We start from the raw sequence: 22,183 nt of genomic DNA on the forward strand, positions 1-22,183 counted from the left end.
GGCAATGCCCGGCACGTCCGCGCCGTAGAGCCGAGCCCACGCTCGGCTGCCTTCCTCAATAGCGTCCTACGAGGTTCAGATACCAGCCGCGGTGGATGTAGTCGAACTTCGTCAGGTCATCGCTGAAGTCGGTGAAGTTGTAGCCGACGCCGACGCGGAAGTTGCGGCCGATATCGCGATCGACACCGGCCAACCACCCCTGACGGCGGCCGCCGTCACGCACATCCAGCAGGCGGTATTCCAGCAGGCCATGCCATTGGTAGTACAGGTCGTAGCGCAGCTGTCCCGAGGCAAAGCTGGTGGCTGAATCTAACCACGGGCCGGTGCCACGCCCGTAGCGCACCTCGCCTTCGCGGCGGGCGGCCTTCGCCGCCACTTCCCAGCGCTGATCGATGCGGTAGACCCCTTCCAGCGACAGCACCTGGGTGCGCTGGTCGTAGTCCACGCCGTTGACCTGGCCCATCGTCGACAGGTCATACAGGTAGCTGTAGCGACCGAACAACGCCCAACGGTCGTTGTCCCACGGGCGGTAGGCGAAGCCGAGGTTGCCTTCGATGAAGCGCGCGCCCGCGACCGGATTGATCGCATCATCGGTATCGGCGTAGTTGAAGCGCGCCGCAATGCGCCAGCTGTCGTTGAGGCGATGGCTCAGCCGGTTGGTGCTGACCCACTGCGTGCGCCGCTCCGCGCCGGTATCGCGGCGCCACTCCAGCTTGCTCTGCCACTCGGTGCCCGGCGAGGTACGCCCGCCGGACAGGCTCACCGCCTTGCGGTCGACCTGGCCAGTGCTGGCGTCGAGCTTGCCGTTGCTCAGCGTGAAGCCCGCATTCCAGCCCACCGCTGGATAGAAATCCATGCCGAAGGTGTGCGCCAGCCCGGACTCCTGCCCGGATTTCAAGAACTGGCTTTCGTTGAACACGTTGACCTGGTCGGACAGCCGCCAGCGCTGGCCCAGGGTCCATCCATCCTGCGCATTGGGGCTGAACAACGGGTCGTACTCGCTGCGGTCGGTCGACTGGGTAAACGCACCGTAGAAGCTGTGCTGCGGGGTCAGCCGGTACTCGGCGTTGATCTGCGCCGCGGTTCCGCGATCGCCATCGCTGACTTCAGCGCCGACGGTGGACAGGTTGGCAAAGGTCCAGGTGCCGCCAGCCACCACCGCATCGTTGTCGGCATAACGGCCGTGGTCGTCGTCCACGGTCAACTGGCCACCGCCATACACATCCAGCGAGGTGCCGATGCGATGGGTGTAGCGTGCGGCCGCCAGCACGCCGGCCACGTTGCCGCCACTGCCGCGATCCTCCTGCACCCGGCGCAGCTCGGCCGACAGTCGATCGTTGTCGCCGATCCGCCATTCGGCGGTTGCCTGCGCCTGGATCAGCGACTGCGCGCCACGACGTGCCTCGCTGTAGCGCGCGTACAGGCTGAAGTCGTCGGTCACATAGCCGAGCAGCTCAGCGCCCTGCTCGCGCACGCGCTGGCCGGTGTCGAAGCGCCCAACCGAGTAACCTCCGTCCACCTGCCGCCACCAGGCACCGGCGCTCCAGTCGCGCTGGGTCCAACCCAGCTCGCGCAGGTTGATGCGGGCCTCGACCGCCGTCGCCTCACCTTCGCGCGGCCCCTCTGGATTGAGCCGGCTGAAGCTGAGTCCGCCGTTGTCGGAGAAGAACACCGGCGCACTGGTCGCCTCGCTGCGGCTGTGCTCCACCCTCAGGTAGGTACCGCGGCCTGCCTGCAGAGTCAGGTCCGCACCCTTCAGCGAGTAGTCCTGACCGGCGCGCTGTTCGTCCACATAGGTGGCGCCCACCGCCACGTGATCGCCGAACCAGTGCTTGCCACGAACGCCGGCGGTGATGTCATCACTGTCAAAGCCGGTCGGCACCCATTCGTAGTCGACAATCAGGCGCTGTTCGTAGCCGTCCAGCGGTACGTCGCGACTGATCCGGCGCAGGTTCTCGCGGCTGACCTGGGCCAGCGGCCGGGTCAGCAGGATGCGGCCCTGCAGGGCATCGATCTCGTAGTCGGCGCCGCGCACCATCGGCACGCGTTGCTCGACACGGCCGGTGGTACGGTCGCGGATCTCCAGCACCACCTGGTCCGAGCCACTGAGGATGCTGGCATGGCGCAGGTAGTACAGGCTGCCGCCGGTACCGATGAACTCGCTGTGGCCGGGCGCGGTTTCGGCCTGCGACCCGAACAGGCGCAGTTCGCTGCGCGCATCGCCCCAGGCATTGGCACCACGGGATCGCCACGACAACGCCGCACCGTACAGAGAGCGCACATACTGCGCGTACTCGGTGCCGGTCAGCCCGGTGTTGTAGTTGCCCCACAACGCCTGGTTCTTGTCCCAGTCCAGGCGCAGGTAGAAGCGCCCCATGCTGTCCACATCGCGCTGGGTCAGCGAATCATCGCCGTAGGTCGGGTAGTACAGGTCGGGGTCGAGGCTGCGGAACAGGTCGCGCGGATCGGCGGTGGTGAAGCCGGTGAACAGCTCGTCGAGCGGACGGTTCTGGGTGTCGGCCTGCGCAGTCAGAAGGTAGCGGCCACGGGTCTTGGCCTTCAGGTAGAAGGCCAGACGACCATCGCTGAGCACGTCATCGTTACGCTCGCCGCGGGCAAGGTCCTGCCCCGCCCCGCTGGCCTTGTTCTGGTACACGGTGATGTCGGCCAGGCCGACACCGAACAGGTACCGGCCACTGACATCGACCTCCAGCGTGCGTGCGATGGCCGGCGCATCCGGCCGTTCGACGCGCACGTCGAAGGCGTGGTGGCCGATCGGCATCAGGTACTCGGCAGCGAACTTGCGGTCCTGGTCCAGCGGATAGCTGTCGCCGTTGATCTTCAGCGCGGCGCCGAGCGGCAGGTCACGGCCACGCAGGCGGACCCGCGAGCCGTACACCGGGATGTTCTGCTGGCGCAGGCCGTTGCTGTCGAACACCTGCTGCAGCAGCGACAACGACGCTGCCTGGTTGGAATCCACCGCAGTCCCGCGGCGGTCCTCCAGCGCGTCACGCAACTGCTGGTTGCCACGCTCGAACTCCGCCGGGGTCACCAGCTGCATGGACTGCGCGGTGGTCTCATCCACATTGCCCTCGGCATCGAAGGCACGCAGCACATAGACCAGGCGGTCGCCACGACGCAGCGGTGTCGAGGCCGGCAGCGTGCCATCCCAGCTGCCCTGTGCGACGGCGGCCACCGGCAGTTCGAACTGCGCCAGCGGTGCAACGCGGTCGGTGTCGCTGCCGCGATAGAGGCTCACTTCCAACCGCTGGATGAAGGCGGTGTAGTTGCCACGCACATAGAACTCGACCGGTCGCACGATGCGACCTTCGTCGAAAGCGACCATGCCCGGTGCCGACACCGACAGTTCTGGCTGGCCCATGGCCGGGTCTTCGGTGGCCCAGATCGCGCCCCCTTCCGGAAGGCGGATCATGAACTCGCCCCGGACCGTCGCTTTGCCTGGTTCATCGATCGCCACGCTGACCCGGCGATCCGGCTGCAGCGCCTGCGAGCTGGAACGCGTCGAGGTGCCTTCGGTCACCGGCTCGTCATAGCTGCGCGAGCGCAGGCTGAACAGCAGTTCGCCCTCGGCATTGCACTGGTTGCCGTCGCAACGGATCGGTGTTGGCTCGGCGGCGGGCGGCGCCGCCTGGACGGCACCGGCCAGCCCGAGCAGCATCGCCTGGTACAGAACGGCGCGCTGCAGGTGGGCCGCGCGACGCGCGGTAGAGTGATGCGCGCTCATCGGCGTGCCTCCTGTTGGCGGGCGGCCGCGCGGGTGGCGGCGCTCTCCTCGTTGCGCACGCGCAGGCGCTGCTGCACGGCTGGGCTGAGCTGGCTGCGCAGCGCCTCGAACACGGCATTGGCACGACGCAGGCCCAGCGCCTGGTTATAGGCATGGCTGCCGCGCACATCGGTGTGCCCGACCAGGCTGACCTGACCACCCCCCATCTTCTCCAGGCGCGCGGCGATGGCCGCCAGCAGCGGCTTGAACTCCTCGCGAACGACCGCCTTGTCGGTGTCGAACAATACGTTGCCCAGCAGCGCGCCAGCGGCATCGACACCGGCCAGCAGCGAGTGCGGATCCTGCACGTCGGTACGCAGCTGCACGGTCAGGCCTGCGCGCGCACTCTCTGCCACTTCGGCCTGCAGCGCATCGCGCACCACCGCCGCACGGGCGAATGCCAGCGCCTGGCTTTCGCCATTGGCCGCGATCACCACGTCCCCACCCTGGTAGCGGTCCACCACCTCGGCCATCTTCGCCAGCACGGGGTGATAGCTGGCACGCAGTTCGCTGCTACCCGGAGCGAACAGAACTTCGCCGAGGGCGAGCTCCATGCGTTCGGTCGCAGCCTGCGGCGACGGTGGCAGGCGCACGCCGAAGCTGAAGCGCGTCGGCACGCCTTGGGTGACCCGTCGCAGCAGCGGATTCTCGGTGGTCAGCTCGGCTCCGGCCGGTATCGTGGCCGGGTCCAGCTTGATGATGAAGTTGCGCCCCAGGCGTGCATCACCGCCGTGGACATCGGCCAGGTGGTAGCGCCCGAACGGATCGGTCTCAACCAGCAGGCCTTCCACCGTGGCCAGGCGCACGCCAGGAATGCCCTGCTCCTGGATGCCCTCGTTGCCGATCACATAGGCCACTTCGTAGCCATCGGCCACGCGTGCGATCTCACGGCGGACGCTCGGCGCGGCGGCGGTCAGGCCCTTGCCGGCATCGCCACTGAGCTGCACGCTCGTGCCCCCCTGCGCATCCATCCGCAAGCGATGCCCCTGTTCGCTCTCCAGCACGAAGTCATCGCTGAAGGCCAACTCGCGCAGGCGCTGGCGCAGCACCACCTGATGCACCTCGACGGTATCGGAGGTCGACGCACGTCCATGCACCACGCCGATCTGCACGCCGTGCAGCAGGGGCGCACTGGCATCGGCCAGCGGTTGCGGGCCGTCGCCCCGATCCAGCGTGGTCGAGCCGGCCACATAGGCCGAGGCCGCAAAGCCGCCCTGTACACGCACACCGGTCAGCTCGGCACTGTCCTGCCAACCGTCGCCGTCGCGATCGTCGAACACGGTGCCGAACACCAGGCTGTCTTCCAGCAGCGGGTCCGCATCCATCGCCACTTCAGCAGTGGCCACGTTCGACAACGGACTGCCGTCATCGGCAGTCGCTACCGCCTGATTCACGTGGGTACCGCTGCGCACACCGGCGCCCACCCGCAGCAGATAGGTGATGGTGGCACTGCGACCCACCGCGATGTCCACCGCACCGATGCGCAGCGGCGACTGGCTGCTGGCCAGCGCGAATGCACCGTCATCGTCGGCCACGCGCATCGAGCCATCCACGTAGCTGAAGCCCGGCGGTGGTGTATCGACCACCACGCCATCGCGCCAGTGGCTGCCTCCCACGTTCTCCACCACCAGCTGGTAGCGCACCAGGTCGCCCACTTTCACCCGACGCGGGTTGGCGGTCTTGGTGATGCGCAGCGAGAAATCAGAGATCACCTTGTGATGCGTCTCGCAGGTCGTGCACTCCGGGGGCGGCGAGCCATCCGGGTACTGCCCGCGCAGACGATTCAGCACCTGGGTCCGCGCTTCCTGGTTGACGATCGCCTGGTAGACGTATTCGTGGCGACCAACCGGTGTACCGCTCGGCACCGTGCAGACGATGTCCGCGCCCTGCTGCGCACATCCAGCGGGCAGGCTTTCGATGCTCAACCCTGCATCAGGTGTATCGACCAGCTGCAGCGGCTGGCGCAGGGCAGCGCGCTCAACGGTGGCAACCAGGGTGTAGCTCAGGCGGTCACCTGGGCGAACATCGGTGCCGCTGGCCGGGCCGGACTGCTTCTCCAGTACCACACGCGGGTCGGCCAACGCATGTTCGGTACTGCAGTCGCCGCTGCAGGTGGGCGTATCACCGCCACCGCCGAGCACCGCATTGCGTACGCTGCCGGTGGCCTGCGCATTGACCCGCGCGCGATAGCCCAGTGTGTAGGTGCCCGGCGCGGTCCCGGCCGGCAGCGCGCACACCAGTGGGTTGCTGCTGTTGCAGGTGAACGGACCGGGCTGGGTGACCGACTGCAGGTCCAGGCCGCGGCCCAGCGTATCGGTCAGGGTCACCACATCCAGCGTCTGCGAATTGGCGACCGTCACCTCGACGCTGTAGTCCACCGCATCGCCGATATCGATCGGCGCCACCGTGCTCGATTGCTTGCGGTAGGTCACCACCGCCGACAGCACCGGCGTGGTGGTGCCGCAGTTGCTGGTACAGGTATTGGTGCCGGTGCCACTGCCCAGCACCGCATTGCTGACGCTGCCCTTGGCCTGCGCGTTCACCTTTGCGGTGTAATCCACCGTATAGGTGCCCGGCGCGGTACCGGCCGGCAGCGTGCACACCAGCGGATTGCTGGCGTTGCAGCTGAAGCCCTGGCTGGCGGTGACCGCGCCGAAATCGAGACCCGGGCCCATGGTGTCGGTCAGGGTGAACAAGGACGTGGTACGCGAACGGCTGACCACGGCGGTGAGCGTGTAGGCGATGCTGTCGCCCACTTTCACCGCACCTGCAGCGGCCGAGGTCTTGCGGTAATCGATCTCGCTGCCTGCCACGGGCGTGGTGGTATCGCAGTTGGCCGTGCACGACGGATTGTCGCCACCACTACCCAGCACCGCGTTGGTGACCTGGCCGCTGGCCTGCGCATTCACTACGGCGGTGTAGGACAGGCTGTAGCTGCCCGGCACGGTACCGGCCGGCAGCGCGCACACCAGCGGATTGGCGGCATTGCAGCCGTAGGCGCCTGTGCTGGTCACGGAACCGAAGTCCAGACCGGTGCCCAGGGTGTCGGTCAGGGTCACCACAGCGGTGGTACGAGAGTTGGTCACCACCGTGGTCAGTGTGTAGGTCAGGCGATCGCCCACCGACACCGGACCGGTGCTGTTCACCGACTTGGCGTAGCTCACGCCCGGCGTTGCCACCGGCGTGGTGGTGTCGCAGTTCACGCTGCACGACGGCGTGTCGGTGCCGCTGCCGAGCACGGCATTGCGCACGCTGCCGCTGGCCTGTGCGTTGACGGTCGCGCCGTACGTAAGGCTGTAGGTGCCAGGCACGATGCCCGCCGGCAGTGTGCAGACCAGCGGATTGGCGGCATTGCAGGTGAAGGCTCCCGCACTGCTCACGCCTGCGAAGTCGAGGCCGTTGCCGAGGGTATCGGTGAGGGTGAGCACACCCGTCGTGCGTGCACGAGTCACGGTCACGCTCAGCGTGTAGTCGATGCGGTCACCGACGCGCACCGGGCCGCCGGTGGATGCCTGCTTGGCGTACACCACCTGCGGACTGGCCATCGGCGTGGTGGTATCGCAGCTGCCCACGCAGGACGGGTTGTCGGTGCCGCTCGGCACCACCGCATTGCGCACCTGGCCGCTGGCCTGCGCGTTGACGATGCCGGTATAGGAGAACGCGTAGCTGCCCGGCACGGTGCCAGCCGGCAGCGTGCACACCAGTGGGTTGCCCGGCACGCAGCTGAAACCGCCGGCATTGGTCAGACTGCCGAAGTCCAGGCCGGTACCCAGCGTATCGGTCAGCGTGGCCGCCGCCGTGGTACGCGCATCAGCCACCACCACGGTGACTGTGTAGGCGACGCTGTCGCCCACCGCGACCGGACCGGTCGTACCACTGGCCTTGGAGACCGAGATCTTCGGTGCCGCCACCGGGGTGGTGGTGGTGCAGTTGCTGCTGCAGGTCGGCGTATCTGTGCCGGTGCCGACCACGGTGTTGACCACCTGGCCGCTGGCCTGCGCGTTGACGGTGGCGGTGTAGCTCAGGCTGTAGGTGCCCGGTACCGTGCCGGCCGGCAGCGTGCACACCAACGGATTGGCCGCATTGCAGGTGAACGAGCCGGCATTGCTGACACTGCCGAAATCCAGGCCGGTGCCCAGCGTGTCGGTCAGGGTCAACACATCGCGGGTATTGCCATCGGCCACGGTGACGTCGACGGTGTAGCTCACCGTCGCACCCACCGCGACCGGGCCGGCCGTGTTGGAACGCTTGGCATAGCTGACGCGCGTCACCGGCACGGTCACATCGCTGCGCGTGCAGTGGTCGGCGTCGGTGCAGCTGCTGCCCGGCGTTGGCGGCGTACCGTTGTTGAACGGATCGTGGCCACCGCCCACGCTGGCGTGGTTGGTCAGCACACCAGTCGCTGCGGCGGTGACCGTCACCGGCAGGGTGAACGCTGACGTTGATCCAGCGCTGCCCGCTGCGGAGAGAACCTGGTTGCTGGTGCAGGTGACATCCTGGCCGCTGGCGGTGCAGCTCCAGTTGCCGCTCACATGCACGCCCGCCCAGTTCGCGACGATGCCGGCAGGCAGCTGGTCGCGCACGGTGATCACACCCGCAGGCACGTTCGGCGGGTTGCCGGTCGGCACGTCGCTGGTATTGCTCACCGTCAGCGTGTACTGGGTTCCGGCCTGGCCGTAGTTCCAGATGCCACCGGTAGCGTTGTTGCTCTTCACCACCTTCAGCGATGGCGCGGTGATGGTGATCCGGTGATCTTCCACCTCGCCGTCATCGGCCACGCCGGTCGGGTTCTGGATCTGTGCCGCGTTGGTGGCATAGCGCAGGCGCACATAGCTGGTGCCGGCACTCACTGTGTTCGGGACACTCCAGCTGAGGTTGGCCTGCCCGCCGCTGCACGCCGCGATAGTGCTGCGCTCATTGGCATCGAAGCTGCCATTGCGGTTGAAGTCGATCCAGCCGGCCACACTGCCACTACCCACGCAAGCCACCGTCTGGTTGTTCTGCGTGCCGGCCTGCATCACGGTCAAGCGGTAGCTGCTCGGCCACGCATCTTCTTCGCGGCTGCCAGCAACGGGCGAGTTATCGTCACCCAGCGCATCCAGGCTATAGCTGCTCTGCTGTTCGGTATCCGGGCCGAGGCTGCCGAGGAAGTCGGTCAACGGCGGCGCCAGGCCGCCCGGTGTGTACGCCGCGGTGTTGATATTGAAGTTGCTGCTGCCCTGCGGAATGCCATCGGAGCGGAACTGCAGGTCATCCACCACGTGCATCGCATCGCCGTAGCTCTGCGGCGCATCGCCGAAGTCGGCGTAGGGCACCAGCAGGCCGATGGCGATGGCGGTGGTCCCGCTGCCACGCATCGAGAAACCCATGTTCACGGCCAGGTTGCCAGGCGCATGCGCAGCGTTGTCGAAGCTGAGGAAGGTGACCGCCGCCGTGTTGTCGTCGTTGCCGGGGCCGAAGCGGATCACCTGGTTGGCGCCGCTGGTCGACTTGTTGACCAGATACGGCGTGCTGTTGGCCAGGTTCTTGCGGACCTCGACCACGTTCCAGGTGCCCTGCGCGCTGGCTTCAACGAACTCGCCACTGTTGTTGATCGACTCGGCGTCGGCCATCACCACGCCACGCAGGCGATAAGGCGCCCCCCCCACGGTCGAGGTGCAGGTGATGCTGAAGCTGGATGTACCACCGGCACGCGCAATGCCGGCAATCAGCTGGTTGCTGCTGCCGGTACCGCCGATGTTGTACAGATCGTCGAGGCTGTCACCGCCAAAGTTGCCGGGACGATAGCTGCGCAGCACGTTGGTCTCGGCCGTGTTCAACCGGCAGTCGACGCGCAGGTTGATGCCCGATGCGATGGGCAGGTCGATCGATGACGTCGCACCATCGTTGAGTACGACGTTGTTCACTCCGTTGGCACCGCCGCCCCAGGTCAACCACAACACCGTGTTGCGATACGGGCTGCTGCCGCCGGTCGCATACGCGGCCGCCCACCCCAACGACGGCACTGCCATCGACAGCAGCAACAGCAGGCCGCGGGTGATCCAGCGCCCGGGTTTTGAGCACTGCTGGGTTTTCTTGGGATGAACGCATCCACCGCCCGCGCGAATGCGCGACGTCGTCGACTGCCACATGGTGATTTCCCCGGTCGGCTCGCGTGGAGCCGCTGTTCAGTGGGTCGCGTGGGACGAGCTCATGGGCCTGGCCACACGCGCGGACGCACGTTCTGCCGGCTCCATGGCCACTACAACCGTCCCTGGACCCCGTTGGTCAGGTATGAAGTTCTGCAACTACGATACCGCACCGCAACAAAAGTGTGATGAACGTCTCATTTAAATTTACCGCTTCCGGCGTTATTCGACGACCACAGTTGTAGCAACCCGGAAGTGCGACACCGTGCACGATTCCGGCAGTGCGAACGCCCTTTCCGGCAAGACGTCACGCGAATTCGGCGCGAGTTGCACGCCGCAGCACATCGCGGCGCATTGCGCGCCGCGGACACCCCTATCAGGCCGTCCTAGCACCATGACGGAACGATGCGAGCAGCGTGGAAGCTGCAGATGCCGGTGCCATGCGGCCACGCGCAAGCGACCAGGTAATGCCGTAGAAGCAGGTCCAGTAGAAGTCCGCCAGCCACACCGCGCTGAATTCGACGTTGAACTCGCCTGTCTTCTGACCACCCAGGAAAAAGGCTTCGAATCGATCGCCTATCGGTGCCCAGCGTTCTGGCAGCAGATGCAGGTCACCCTGCCGCTGCTGCTCTTCCATCATCCGCGCGAACACCAGGGTCACCAGCTCCCAATCGGCGAGCAGCGTGGTGGTGACCTGCTCCAGCACATGCTGTGCATCCGCGCCATCGTCGAACCAACTGGCCGCTGCCTCCAAGCGCTCGAAGCCTGCGGCGAACAACGCCTCGTCGATCGCCTCGCGGGTCGGCGCGAATCGGTACAGGGTGGCGCGACTGATGCCGGCACCCCGCGCCAGCTCACTGAGCGTGCAGCGCGGATGACTGACCAGGGTGGCCGCCAGGGCGTGGTGCAGGTCGCGGCGTGGGCGGGCGGTGGCGGGTCGCATGAAAGGGTCGGAAACAGGGGGTACGAACACGCTAGCATGAATCATCAATTAATAAACTGAATCACAATTGATTCACTCGAATCACAGATGCGCTACAACGGAGCTGCGTCCGGTGCACCCGGGTCGGTGCATGGCAGGGAACGCGTCACAGGCATCGAAGGAGAAAGGCCATGCTGCATCCACTGCGCGATATCGCTGTGCTGTTCGATGCCAGCGACACCGGACAACGCGTACTGAACATCGCCTCCCACCTGGCACAGGCACAGCAGGCACATCTGGTCGCAGTGTCCACTGCCCAGCATCCCACCGACATCGCCAACGGCTTCGCGCGTGGCGCCGGCATCGCCGCCGCGCTCGATCATGAAGCGCGCGCCGACGCGGCCTGTACCGCACAGTTGATGCAGAACCTGCGCGCACTGTCCGAACCACTGCAGATCAGCACCGAGCTACGCATCGTTTCGGATTATCTGGGCGGAGCCGACCTGGCCCTGCAATCGCTGTACTGCGACCTGATCATCGCCGGCTATCCGCATACACCCGGGGCCCCCAGCGGCTGGCGGCCCCTGGGCACACTGCGCCAGACCGGCGTGCCGATGCTGCTGGTGCCGCCGCACTGGCAAGGCGATCAGGTCGGCCGCCGCATCGTGGTGGCCTGGAATGCCAGCAAACAGGCGCGTCGCGCAGTGGCCGATGCGCTGCCGCTGCTCGCCCGTGCGCAGGCCGTGCACCTGCTGATGGTCGACACGCCCAAGACCGAAGGCGCACCCGGTACCGAGATGGCCCAGCATCTGGCGCGGCACGGCGTTGAAGTGGAAATACAGGCGATCAACTCGAGCCAGGGCGGCATCGCCGCGACCATCCGCCAACACGTGCTGGACGCCGAAGCCGATCTGCTGGTTCTGGGCCCCTACAGCCGCAGCCGGGTGGTGGAGCGCGTGCTTGGCGGGGTCACCGAGGACCTGCTTGCCGAAGTGCCGGCGCCGCTGTTCGTATCGCACTAGTCCCACCCTGCCCCGCTCGGCGGTAGCCGGTCAGCGATTGACCGGTATGCCGCCGGAAATACCGGCACAGGTACGACGCATCCTCGAAACACAGGCGATCGGCAATGCGTCCGATCGGCAACTCGCTGTACGTGAGCAGCGCCTTGATCTCCAGCACCACCTGGCGGTCGATCAACGCCTTCGGCGTTTCATCGAAGCATTCGCGGGTGAGCTGCGAGAGATAGAACGGGGTGATGCACAGCGCCTCCGCATAGGACTGCACGTCACGCTGGCGCGTGCTGCGCTGGCCCACCAGCTCCCAGAAGTTCCAAGCCAGGCGTTCTCGCCGGCTGACCTGCGCGGGTACCTTCTTCTGCTTCGGCAGCAACGTGGCCATCTTCAGGAAGAAGCTCTGAAGCAGATTGCGCAGCATCACATGGCGGTGCCGTCCACCGTTGTGCTGCGCGTCCATCATCAGCTGCAGCCACCCCTGCAGCAACGGCACATCCAGCCGTGATGGCCTGCAGTGCGGCTGCTCGTGCAGGAACTGGAACAGCGCATTGGGCAACACATAGGCCACCTCCGATGCCAGCGCCTTGGGCATCAGACAGACCATCGCAAGGAAGCCGCGCGAGCGTTGCCGCAGCAGTGCCAGTGTGTCCTCTGCCAGCACCAGCGCATCATGACGCTGCACCGCTACCTCGCGGAAGTTCAGTGCAAAGCGTGCGCGTCCCGAGACGCATACCAGCACCGCCAGATAGGCGTGTCCGAACGACAGCGGGACGCCCTGCCCTTCGGCCAGCGTGCTGACCTCCAGGCGCATGGATTCGTCCTGGTCCAGAAGCTGGGGTACGCGGTCCATGGGCCGATCCGGCTGTAATCCGGGCCCCAGCATACCCGGGCTCGACCGCCAGTTGTGAAAAGTACCGAAATCATCAAGGTCCGGCCCTGTGCCCGCGATGCGCCGGAACCTAGCCTGTGCACTCTCTTTCCGTATCTGGAACTGCCATGCAGCTACACACCGAACGCCTGATCCTGCGCCCCTGGCGCGACACCGATGCCGCCGATCTGTACGAGTACGCCCGCGACCCGCGCGTGGGCCCCATCGCCGGCTGGCCGGTGCACACCAGCGTCGAGGAAAGTACCGAAATCATCCGCACCGTCTTCAACCAGGCGGAGGTCTACGCACTGCAGAGCCGCGAGGACGGCCACGCGATCGGCTGTGTCGGCATCCTGATCGGCGCTGACAGCAATTTCGAGATCAGCGACCGCGAAGGCGAGATCGCCTACTGGATCGGCGTGCCGTACTGGGGACGCGGGCTGGTGCCCGAAGCAGTGCGTGAAGTGATGCGGCACGCCTTCATGGATCTGGAGCTGGATGCGCTGTGGTGCGGCTACTTCGCCGACAACCTGCAGTCGCTGGCCGCGCAGAGCAAATGCGGTTTCCAGCATCATCATACCGAGGTGGACAAGTTCAACAGCTTCCTCGGCGACTACCGCACCGAGCACATCAGCCGCATCACCCGCGAGCAATGGTTTGCCTTGCAGGCCACCTTGCCGGCATGAGCGGAGTTCAGGCCGACGTGCGCTGCATGAGAAGAAGTTCTGGTGTTGATGACGCTTCAACCTGCTGGAAACCGAGATCGCGGTACAGGGCCAGGGCGGCCGTGTTGTCACGATAGACGCGCAGGGTGAGCCGCTCGATACCGTCTTCGCGCATGGCCTGTGCACTCATGGCCTGCATGAGCAGCCGGCCAAGGCCGCGCCCGCGTGCCAGTGGGGAAACAATGATGCGGCCCAGGTGCGCAGTGCCGGCGTCGGTTATCCAGTACTGGCCAAAGCCCAGGCACCGGCCCAGCTCGTCCAGCAGCGCCCAGCCCGGCCGCGACCCGAGTTCGAGCACCTGCGCGAACCCTTCCGGCGGCAAAGGAAACGGCACGCCGGGGCCAGCCCAGCGCTGGGTGGCCTCGGCGGAATCAAGCCAGCCGGCAATGGTGGCGTAGTGGGAAGGCTGGACGGCGCAAAGGTTCGGTTTCATGACGTTCATGGTGCGCCATTTGCACTGGGCAGACATGCTGCACGAGGAGGGCGCCATGGCCCTCTCAGCACGACTGGCGCCGGTGTGGTCTTTGTATGACCGGCTTGGCGGGATTCGCGTCATGGCCTGCGCGGCGGCCCTGCTGGGGCTGTGCGGCGAAGACTGCCTGCCACTGCCGTTACAGGGGCTGCGGGGCGGTGAGCGCGAGGAGGTGGCGGCGGTGCTGGGCGTGCTGGGGCTGTTGTAGAAGCCCGGCGAGCGGTTGCCGTGCGGTGTGGCGGGTGGTGAGCCCGGCCCTCGCCCACAGCCTCACCGGGTTCTTTGCCTTGGTTCAGATCACTTCCAGATACTGGCCGACCTCAAGACTGCACCGTTGAAGCTTCCTCATGGTTGCGTCACAGTTCCCCACTTCCGATGGAGGTGCAGAATGCATGGAATGATCCAACACATCAGGATGGCAACAGCTGGAAGCACACTTATGCTGTTGGCTGCCTGCACCTCTGTCGGCGACACGCGAAGTTCCGGACCTGTAGCCACTTTCTCGTCCAATCAGGACCCCTTAGCCGCCGCCACGTGTGTCCGCGACGCATGGGGAGAGGTGAGCATCGGAGGATCACGATGGCAGTATGTACTTGAGCCCCGTTCCGATGGCTACTCCGTGTCGACCTCCAGCGGCGGCGTCCCGGCAGAGTTTGTTGAGGTCAGCCCTCGAGCTGGAGGGGGAAGCGATATCAAGTTCTATAGTAAGTTCCTGAAGCGTCGACAGGCTCGCTACATCGAAGCCGTCACCCAATGCGGTGTCCGCTCACCGTAACTCCAAGTCTTGAGCCTCGCGAAGGTCACAGCCTTTGCCGGGATGCTGGCCCTGACGTCAGCCGGAAGGATACGACCGGCGGTCGAAGATCCTGCGAACGCAGCAACGATCTGCCTGAATAGCTCGGACCGGACGCCGACGCGACGCTGCTCGCCCGCACCCGGAGGGTCCGTCGAAACCACTTCGGTCTTGGATTGGGTCAAGGCTCACTCACCAGCATATGCGCCGCTTTGCTTTTGGGTCGGCCATCCGGCCCCGCTCCGAATGGGCGGCAGTGATCTGGAAGGAGTAGTACATGGCAGCAATCTGTCCGCGGTGCCTTTTGGCTACGTAATGGAGGTCTGCCACCTCAGCCGCGCGGTGAACGCGCCGCGGAACAACAGCTTGAATCTGCTGGTGCAGATCGCCTGGGGTTGGCGACACCAAGACGCGAATTGCGCTCTGTAAGGCCCGCGAAAGCCCGGGGCCATACCTTTCCCTTCGCAGTACAACACAAGCAGCAGAGCGCTATTCGCGCATCAATCTTTGCATGGGGGCAACGTGGCGAGCTTGGGTTGGTTCGACGGAATGGTCCTCGGCTTCTTGCTGGGCGTCGCTGCAAGCGCAATTGCCGCATTCCTCGCCCTTCGTGAGAACAGGCGGGACAAATGACCGCAGCTCAAGCCTCCCCAGAGAGGATGACGCCGACGGAGTAGAACTCCGGCACCATTCGGCCGCACCTACCACCGGGGCCGCGCGATGGAGGCTTGCCGCCTCGGCCGAGCAAATGGCGCGTCAAGACATTCAGCAAGCCGGTCAAATGCCACAAGCCATTGATATATGGTGACCCCGGCCCGATTCGAACGGGCGACCTTCCCCTTAGGAGGGGGACGCTCTATCCAGCTGAGCTACGGGGCCATTGGCAGCGGGGAAGGATACCGCGTCTGGCTGAATGGACCAAGCGCGAGGCGTTCTGCAGGACGCCCAGCATCAGTATTCTGTGCGCATCTACCCGCTGCACTTAATACCGTCGCCGCATGATGACCTTCTGGGAGAGCCTGTCTGCACTCGGCGACAGCCGCGCCTTGTTTCCGCTTGCCATTGTACTCGCCTTGTTCCTGCCAACCTCTCACCGCCACCTGCTGTGGCGCTGGGCCGTGGCCGTCACTGTAGTCGCCGCGACAACGCTGGCCAGCAAGATCGCCTTCATGGGCTGGGGTTTTGGGATGGAGCATCTGGATTTCACCGGCATCTCCGGGCATGCCGCCATGTCCAGCGCGCTCTATCCCGTGGCCTTATGGCTGCTGGCCAGCGGCCGCAGCCGAAACTTGCGGGCCTGGGCCGTCGCCGGCGCGGGGCTTGCAGTCGCGATCGGCTGCTCTCGACTGCCTTTGCGGGCCCATTCTCCCTCCGAGATCATCATAGGACTCAGCCTCGGCCTGGCCGCGTCGGCTTGGGTGCTGCGTCACGGACAGACGCTGGGCAACATCCTGGCGGTGCATGGCCGCGCGGCACTGCTGGCCATTGCCGCCGCCATGACCACGCCGATATTGCTCGCAGACTTACACACTCATGACCTCGTGAAGGCCGCTGCCAAGACACTGTCCGGCCGCGCGCAGGCATTCGAGCGTCAGGATCTACGCGGCCACTCATCGCCAGACAGAAGCCATCATCAGACACGAAGTTTTCACAAATCTTGACAGCAAGTGTTCATCCGCAGAATATGTGAAGGGAATTTTCCCTGACGGAGCAGGCCTCCCATGTTCAAGAAGACGATCGCAGTTGTGGCACTGGCGGCCCTGTCCGCCTCCCCGATGATGAGTTTCGCGCAGGAAGCGCAGGCTACGGCCGGCACGGAGGCTACTGCGGCGGAAGTTGCCGGCGCAGAAGCTGCTGGCGTCTCGACCGCTGCAGTCGTGGGCACCACCGTAATCGGCGTGGCCGCCGCTGCCGTTGCATACAGCATCGGCGGCGACAGCACCAGTGGCAGCAATGACGGCGGCAGCGGCACTGATCCGGGCGGCCCGGGTCCGGGCGGCCCTGGCACGGGTGGCACCGGCGGTACGGGCGGCACCGGTGGTACGGGCGGCACCGGCGGCTGATCAGCGCACCGCGTACCATTCAGGCCCTCGCCGGGCGCGGCCCGGCGGGGGTTTTTTATGCCTGCCAGACTCTCATTCCCATGAATAACCTCACCCCTCGCCTTCTCGCCGCTGCGTTGACCGCACTGGCGCTGTCCAGCTGTGCGCTTGCGCCGGGACAGCACCTGCGTCGCAGCGACGTCGCCGTTGACCGCAAGAGCGGCGATGGTCAGCTGGAAATCGTCACCATCACACCGAAGCTGATCGCGCAGGAAAACGCCGCGCGGACGCAGAATTCACTGCCAGCTGCATTGTTCGATTACCAGCCGGCACCATACACCGTCGGCGCCGGCGACATTCTCTATGTCACCGTATGGGATCACCCGGAACTGACGGTGCCAGCCGGCCCCCAGCAGCAGGGCGCTCTGGCAGGGCGCCTTGTGCAGAGTGACGGCACGATGTTCTACCCATACATCGGCAAAGTCGCAGCCTCGGGCAAGACGCCGATGCAGCTCCGCGAGGAGATCAGCACCCGCTTGGCCAAGTACGTGGAATCGCCCCAAGTGGACGTATCCGTCCTCACCTATGGCAGCCAGCGGGTCTGGGTGACAGGCGCTGCCCAGCGATCCTCGCCGATTGCTCTGGGCACTTCGCCGCTGACGCTGGCGGATGCGATCAGCCAATCCGGACTGGACAACCAGCAGGCCGACTTGTCGGGTATCCAGCTCAGCCGGGAGGGCGTCACCTACACGATCAACCTGGAAACCCTGGCCCGCGAGTTTGGCGGCCGCCAATTGCTCCTCAAGGATGGCGACTCCATCTTCGTGCCCTACCTTGATCGCAAAGAGATCTTCGTGGTGGGCGAAGTCAATCAGCCCGGCGCCTACAGCTTCCGCACCGGCGATGTCTCGCTGAACCAGGCACTCGGCCGTGCTCGCGGCCTGCTTCAACAGACCGCAAACGGTAACGCCGTGTATGTCATCCGCGGCAGCACGGACCTGCAACAGGAGCCCTCGATGGTCTATCAGCTGGAGGCGCGCTCGCCGACCGCGTTTGCCGCTGGTAGTCAGTTCCATCTGCAGCCAGGGGACGTGGTATTTGTCGGCGCAGCCGGCGTCAGCCGTTGGAATCGCTTCGTGAATCAGCTGCTGCCCTTCACCAATATCCTGTACAACGCGGCGCGTACCGGAACCGAAATCAAGGACAACTGACATGGCTCGCATGGATGCGGCCTGCCAATGCCCGGCACATCGCGCCCGTGGCGCGGTGTTGCTGGTCATCGTCGCCGCCCTGCTGTTCACCGGCTGCACCACCGGCAGCCGCTCCACAGTGGATACCTTCCGGCTGATCACCCATCGCCCGGCACAGGCGACCGCGGAAGGCGTGGCCAGCAACCGCTTCCCGCAGATGCAGGTGGACACACCTGACATCGTCGCCGTGGCAGTACTGGGCTACATCGATGCGGGCCGGCAGCAGTGGTTCGCAGGTACACACGCGGTGTTCGAGATGGACCACCATGGCCTGCTTCTGGGCGGCAGCGGTCTGGGACAGCAATGGCGTGCCCGCATCATCGGCCCGTCACCTTTTGATGACCTGAGGGGCGTGACCACGCCCGTGAGCGTGCAGCGCCGCTACGACTGGGTGCCCGCCTACCAGGTCGACGTCGCCGTGACTGGCACCCTGAGCAGGGGTGCACTGGAGCAGGTGGACATCCTTGGTTCGCGCCGAACCCTGCAGCGGTTCGACGAACAGCTGCGGGGCGGTGGCATGAGTGGCCGCAATGTCTACTGGGCAGACCCAGCCACCGGCTTCATCTGGAAGAGCCGACAGCATCTGGCGCCCGGTCGCGTCGCAGAACTGACCCAGCTCAAACCCTATCGCACGGCCAAGGATTGAGCCATGACGTTCAGATTTTTCAGCGCGGCTATCCTCGCCGCGCTGCTGGTCACCAGTGCTGCCCAAGCCGCGCAGATCCATATTGAGGGCGCCGCTGAAGCGACCGGGGTGTACGAGCTGAGCGCCGGCGCCCGCTTGGCCGAGGGCCTGCTGCTGGCCCGCCCAAGCGCCGACGCCTACCTGCTGGGGACAAGCCTCGAACGCCCGCAGGCCCTGCAGGCCCAGGTGCGGCTGCGCGCGGGGCTGCAGTATGGCGCCGGGCAGCTGGCAGAGTCTGCCGACGCACAGGTCGTGGCGCTCGCGCAGGCTCTGCAGACCTGGCTGGAGACACATCCCGCCACCGGCCGAACGCCCATCATCGGCTCCGCACGCCTGATCCAGGTGCAGCCCGCAAGCAACCCTGTACTAGCGACAGGCGACAGGCTGCGGTTCCCACTGCAGCCACGCACGATTACTGTCATGGGCGCAGTGGAGCAGGAATGCGAACTGCCGCACGTCCCGCAGCGCGACGCACGCGACTATCTGCGTGACTGTCATCCCAGCCCTCTTGCCGACCGCAACGACATCTACGTGATCCAACCCGACGGGCGAGTCCAGCAGTTGGGTATCGGCCTGTGGAACCGCGCAGATCCGCAGGCTGTCGCGCCAGGAGGTACGGTCTTCGTGCCCGTACGTGCCTCCCTCATCAAGCGTATCGACCCGCTGTTCAACAGCGATTTCGCCACGTTCATCGCCACCCAGCCCATCAATCCGTGATGACCCAGTCCTGCCTGCGCGCGCGCCCGGTGCGCCCCGCCCGTTTCGCACTGAGCGCGCTCGCCTTGTCGCTATCCTGCGCACTGCATGCCCAGGAGGCGCCGCCACCCACTGCCAACGAATGGGGCGGGATCGGCCTTCTGCAGACGCCTACCGCGCGCATGGCAAGCGACGGAGACCTGAGCTTCACTGCGTCGTACAACGCTCCGTATGCACGCTACAACCTGACCATGCAGCCATTCCCATGGCTGGAGGCATCATTCCGCTACATTAATGTCAATAACTTATTGTATGGGCCCAGCGTTGCCGGCGCTCAGCATTACAAAGACAAGTCGATCGACTTCAAACTGCGCCTGTGGCAGGAATCACGCCTGCTGCCGGAACTTGCCTTTGGTGTGCGTGACCTGGGTGGTACCGGATTCTTTTCCAGCGAGTATCTGGTCGCCAACAAGAATTTCGGTCCGTTCGATGCTTCGATCGGACTCGCCACCGGCTACATTGGCAACCGAGGTGACTTCTCCAATCCACTCGGCGCCATCGATGATCGTTTCAAGGACCGCCGCTCCATCGCCAACAGTGACATCACCCAGGCCGGCAAGTTCGGCCTGAGCAACATGTTCAAGGGGCCGGTCGGTATCTTTGGCGGCATCACCTACCAGACACCGATGGATGAACTGCTGCTCAAAGTCGAATACGACGGCAACGACTACCGCCGTGAACCCCGCAACAACAACCTGCGCCAGCGCACACCCATCAACGTGGGCCTTGTCTATGTCCCCAGCCGTAATGTCGAGTTGACTGCTGCTTGGGAGCGCGGGGACGCGGCGATGTTCTCGCTCACCCTGCGTGGCAACCCGGGCAATACGCCTGCTGCACCGAAACCGTTCGACCCGCCACCGCAACGGATGCTGCCCGCGACCGCTGTCGCCGAGCAGCGCGCAGCCGTCACCAGCGGCGACGCCTCCGGTGCCGCACCCGTCACCAGCACCGACTGGGCCGCAGTCACCGCCGAACTGCAGCGCAATGCCGGCTTCCGCGTCGAACGCATTTCGCGCCGCGGCGACGAGCTGTATATCGACGGTTACCAGACCCGCTACCTGCATGCCGCCAAGGGCCTGGGCCGCGCCACGCGCATCCTTGCCAACGCGACCGGCGATGACTACGACTGGTTCACCCTGCGCACCACCCGCGTGGGCATGCCGATCGCCGATCTGTCGATCAACCGTGAAGCATTCGCCGGCTACCTGGATGGCACGGTCAGCGAAGACGTCCTGCGCCGGAGCACGGAACTGCAGGCACCCGACACGCGCGCGCGGGAGACGCTGTACAAGCCCAAGCGCACCCCCTTCGGCGGCGGCTTCAACGTCGGCTACCGGCAGAACCTGGGCGGCCCCGATGGCTTCATCCTTTACCAGATCGCAGCCAACTACACCGGCAGCCTGTTCCTGCGCGACAACATCTGGCTGACCGGCACCGTCAGCGCCGATGTCACCAACAACTACCACAAGTTCAAGTACAACGCGCCCAGCCGCCTGCCGCGCGTGCGCACCGACATCCGCCAGTACCTGACCACCTCCGACGTGATGCTGCCCAACCTGCAGGCCAATATCGCCGGACGGCTGGCACCGGACCTGTATGGCATTGCCTATGCCGGTTACCTGGAGTGGATGTATGCCGGCGTTGGCGGCGAGCTGCTGTATCGCCCAAGCGGCGAGCGCTGGGCGGTTGGTGCGAATCTCAACCGGGTGCAGCAGCGCGACTACGACCAGCACTGGGGTCTGCGCGACTACCGCGTCACCACCGGCCACGCCACGTTCTACTATGCCTTCGACGCCCGTGAACGCATCATCGGCTCGCTATCGGTCGGTCAGTACCTGGCTGGCGACAAGGGCGCCACTCTGGACCTGGCCCGCGTGTTCAACAATGGCGTGACCATGGGCGCCTATGCGACCAAGACGAATGTCTCGGCGCGCGACTTCGGTGAAGGCAGCTTCGACAAGGGAATCTACTTCAGCATTCCGCTCGACGGCTTCTTGCCGCGCTCCACGCGCGGCCGTGCAGCCTTCAACTGGAACCCGCTGATCCGCGACGGCGGCGCCATGCTCGGCCGCAAGTACGGCCTGTACGGTATGACCGGTGACCGCGACGAGCGCTTCTTCTACGACAACCTGCGCAACGTCGGCGAATGAAAAAAGCCGGGGGCCTGACGGCTCCCGGCTTTCTGCTTCCAGCGCACCTTCAGTAGGCGCCGGGCACTCAAAGGTAGCGGACCCAGCTCTTCACGCCTTCATCCATCAGCGTGTAGACGTGTTCGAATGCCGCCCGTTGCTGGCGATACGGATCGGGAATCTCGCGGTCGGACTGCCACTTGCCCAGCAGGAAAGTCTTGCCCGACGCCTCTGGCGCGATCTCGATGATGCGATGGACGTGCTTGCGCTCCATCACCAGCACCAGATCCGAGGCACCCAGGATGCTGCGGTCGATCTGCCGTGCACGATGGCTGCTGCCATCCAGGCCATGCTCGGTCAACAGCGCCTGCGCGGTCGCGTCCACGCCATGGTTGACCAGCGCCCCCAGGCCGGCCGAGGACACCGTGATGCCCTTGCCCCGCACTGCCTCACGCAGCATCACTTCAGCCGACGGACTACGGCAGATGTTGCCGACACATACAACCAGAATATTCTTGAACACGGACAACGGCTTCCATCAGTTCTTCGGTACATGAGACGCAGCGCCCGGCCGCTTCTGCAGATCGGGCACTTCCACGCGGGCGCGGCCGGCATA

Annotated in this window: 15 protein-coding genes and 1 tRNA gene; 9 read left to right on the plus strand and 7 right to left on the minus strand. The window is 65.5% G+C overall.

Annotated elements, in window-relative coordinates; translation table 11 throughout:
- Nucleotides 1-55: 55 nt before the first annotated feature.
- The 3 genes from V9K93_RS18810 to V9K93_RS18820 form a co-directional block, all read right to left on the minus strand.
- Nucleotides 56-3,745, minus strand: a complete 3,690-nt coding sequence (locus V9K93_RS18810) for a TonB-dependent receptor (RefSeq protein ID WP_337303012.1) — start codon at nucleotides 3,743-3,745, stop codon at nucleotides 56-58.
- Nucleotides 3,742-9,915: a CshA/CshB family fibrillar adhesin-related protein gene (locus V9K93_RS18815; protein ID WP_337303013.1), complete on the minus strand. Its 6,174-nt coding sequence runs from the start codon at nucleotides 9,913-9,915 to the stop codon at nucleotides 3,742-3,744. The genes V9K93_RS18810 and V9K93_RS18815 overlap by 4 nt, the downstream gene beginning before the upstream one ends.
- Before the next feature lie 373 nt (nucleotides 9,916-10,288).
- A complete protein-coding gene (locus tag V9K93_RS18820; RefSeq protein WP_046984713.1) occupies nucleotides 10,289-10,855 on the minus strand; it encodes a TetR/AcrR family transcriptional regulator in 567 nt (188 codons plus the stop codon).
- Nucleotides 10,856-11,025: 170 nt separating this feature from the next.
- Between V9K93_RS18820 and V9K93_RS18825 the strand changes: the two genes are divergently transcribed.
- A complete protein-coding gene (locus V9K93_RS18825) occupies nucleotides 11,026-11,856 on the plus strand; it encodes a universal stress protein (RefSeq protein ID WP_253079299.1) in 831 nt (276 codons plus the stop codon).
- On the opposite strand, the gene V9K93_RS18830 is transcribed toward V9K93_RS18825, so the two are convergent.
- Entirely contained in the window at nucleotides 11,804-12,697 is an 894-nt protein-coding gene (locus V9K93_RS18830; RefSeq protein WP_337303014.1) for an AraC family transcriptional regulator, read from the minus strand. The genes V9K93_RS18825 and V9K93_RS18830 overlap by 53 nt on opposite strands.
- 146 nt (nucleotides 12,698-12,843) lie before the next feature.
- On the opposite strand from V9K93_RS18830, the gene V9K93_RS18835 reads away from it, so the two are divergent.
- A complete protein-coding gene (locus V9K93_RS18835; RefSeq protein ID WP_295378266.1) occupies nucleotides 12,844-13,401 on the plus strand; it encodes a GNAT family N-acetyltransferase in 558 nt (185 codons plus the stop codon).
- Between the two features lie 7 nt (nucleotides 13,402-13,408).
- Here the strand turns inward: V9K93_RS18835 and V9K93_RS18840 are convergent, their stop codons facing one another.
- Nucleotides 13,409-13,873, minus strand: a complete 465-nt coding sequence (locus V9K93_RS18840) for a GNAT family N-acetyltransferase (protein WP_337303015.1) — start codon at nucleotides 13,871-13,873, stop codon at nucleotides 13,409-13,411.
- Between V9K93_RS18840 and V9K93_RS18845 the strand changes: the two genes are divergently transcribed.
- Entirely contained in the window at nucleotides 13,872-14,120 is a 249-nt protein-coding gene (locus V9K93_RS18845) for a hypothetical protein (RefSeq protein WP_337303016.1), read from the plus strand. The genes V9K93_RS18840 and V9K93_RS18845 overlap by 2 nt on opposite strands.
- Nucleotides 14,121-15,507: 1,387 nt before the next feature.
- Here the strand turns inward: V9K93_RS18845 and V9K93_RS18850 are convergent.
- Nucleotides 15,508-15,584: transfer RNA gene (locus V9K93_RS18850), tRNA-Arg, on the minus strand.
- 119 nt (nucleotides 15,585-15,703) lie between these two features.
- On the opposite strand from V9K93_RS18850, the gene V9K93_RS18855 reads away from it, so the two are divergent.
- The 6 genes from V9K93_RS18855 (at nucleotide 15,704) to V9K93_RS18880 (ending at nucleotide 21,588) form a co-directional block, all read left to right on the plus strand.
- On the plus strand, nucleotides 15,704-16,366 hold the full coding sequence (locus V9K93_RS18855) for a phosphatase PAP2 family protein (protein ID WP_295376801.1): 663 nt from the start codon (nucleotides 15,704-15,706) through the stop codon (nucleotides 16,364-16,366).
- Nucleotides 16,367-16,426: 60 nt separating this feature from the next.
- Nucleotides 16,427-16,768 carry a hypothetical protein gene (locus V9K93_RS18860; RefSeq protein ID WP_057503544.1) on the plus strand — a complete coding sequence of 114 codons (342 nt, stop codon included), beginning with the start codon at nucleotides 16,427-16,429 and terminating at the stop codon, nucleotides 16,766-16,768.
- A gap of 80 nt (nucleotides 16,769-16,848) precedes the next feature.
- Nucleotides 16,849-17,958 (plus strand): polysaccharide biosynthesis/export family protein, encoded by a 1,110-nt coding sequence (locus V9K93_RS18865; RefSeq protein WP_295380956.1) that lies wholly within the window; start codon nucleotides 16,849-16,851, stop codon nucleotides 17,956-17,958.
- A 1-nt stretch (nucleotide 17,959) separates the two neighbouring features.
- Nucleotides 17,960-18,643, plus strand: coding sequence for a YjbF family lipoprotein (locus V9K93_RS18870; protein WP_248298454.1), 684 nt, complete (start codon nucleotides 17,960-17,962; stop codon nucleotides 18,641-18,643).
- A gap of 3 nt (nucleotides 18,644-18,646) precedes the next feature.
- A complete protein-coding gene (locus tag V9K93_RS18875) occupies nucleotides 18,647-19,399 on the plus strand; it encodes a capsule biosynthesis GfcC family protein (protein WP_295380960.1) in 753 nt (250 codons plus the stop codon).
- On the plus strand, nucleotides 19,399-21,588 hold the full coding sequence (locus V9K93_RS18880) for a YjbH domain-containing protein (protein ID WP_337303017.1): 2,190 nt from the start codon (nucleotides 19,399-19,401) through the stop codon (nucleotides 21,586-21,588). The genes V9K93_RS18875 and V9K93_RS18880 overlap by 1 nt, the downstream gene beginning before the upstream one ends.
- Nucleotides 21,589-21,655: 67 nt before the next feature.
- On the opposite strand, the gene V9K93_RS18885 is transcribed toward V9K93_RS18880, so the two are convergent.
- Entirely contained in the window at nucleotides 21,656-22,090 is a 435-nt protein-coding gene (locus V9K93_RS18885; protein ID WP_136638723.1) for a low molecular weight protein-tyrosine-phosphatase, read from the minus strand.
- Between the last annotated feature and the right edge of the window lie 93 nt (nucleotides 22,091-22,183).

Source organism: Stenotrophomonas sp. CCNWLW162 (genome assembly GCF_037203745.1).
Lineage (GTDB): Bacteria > Pseudomonadota > Gammaproteobacteria > Xanthomonadales > Xanthomonadaceae > Stenotrophomonas > Stenotrophomonas maltophilia_AQ.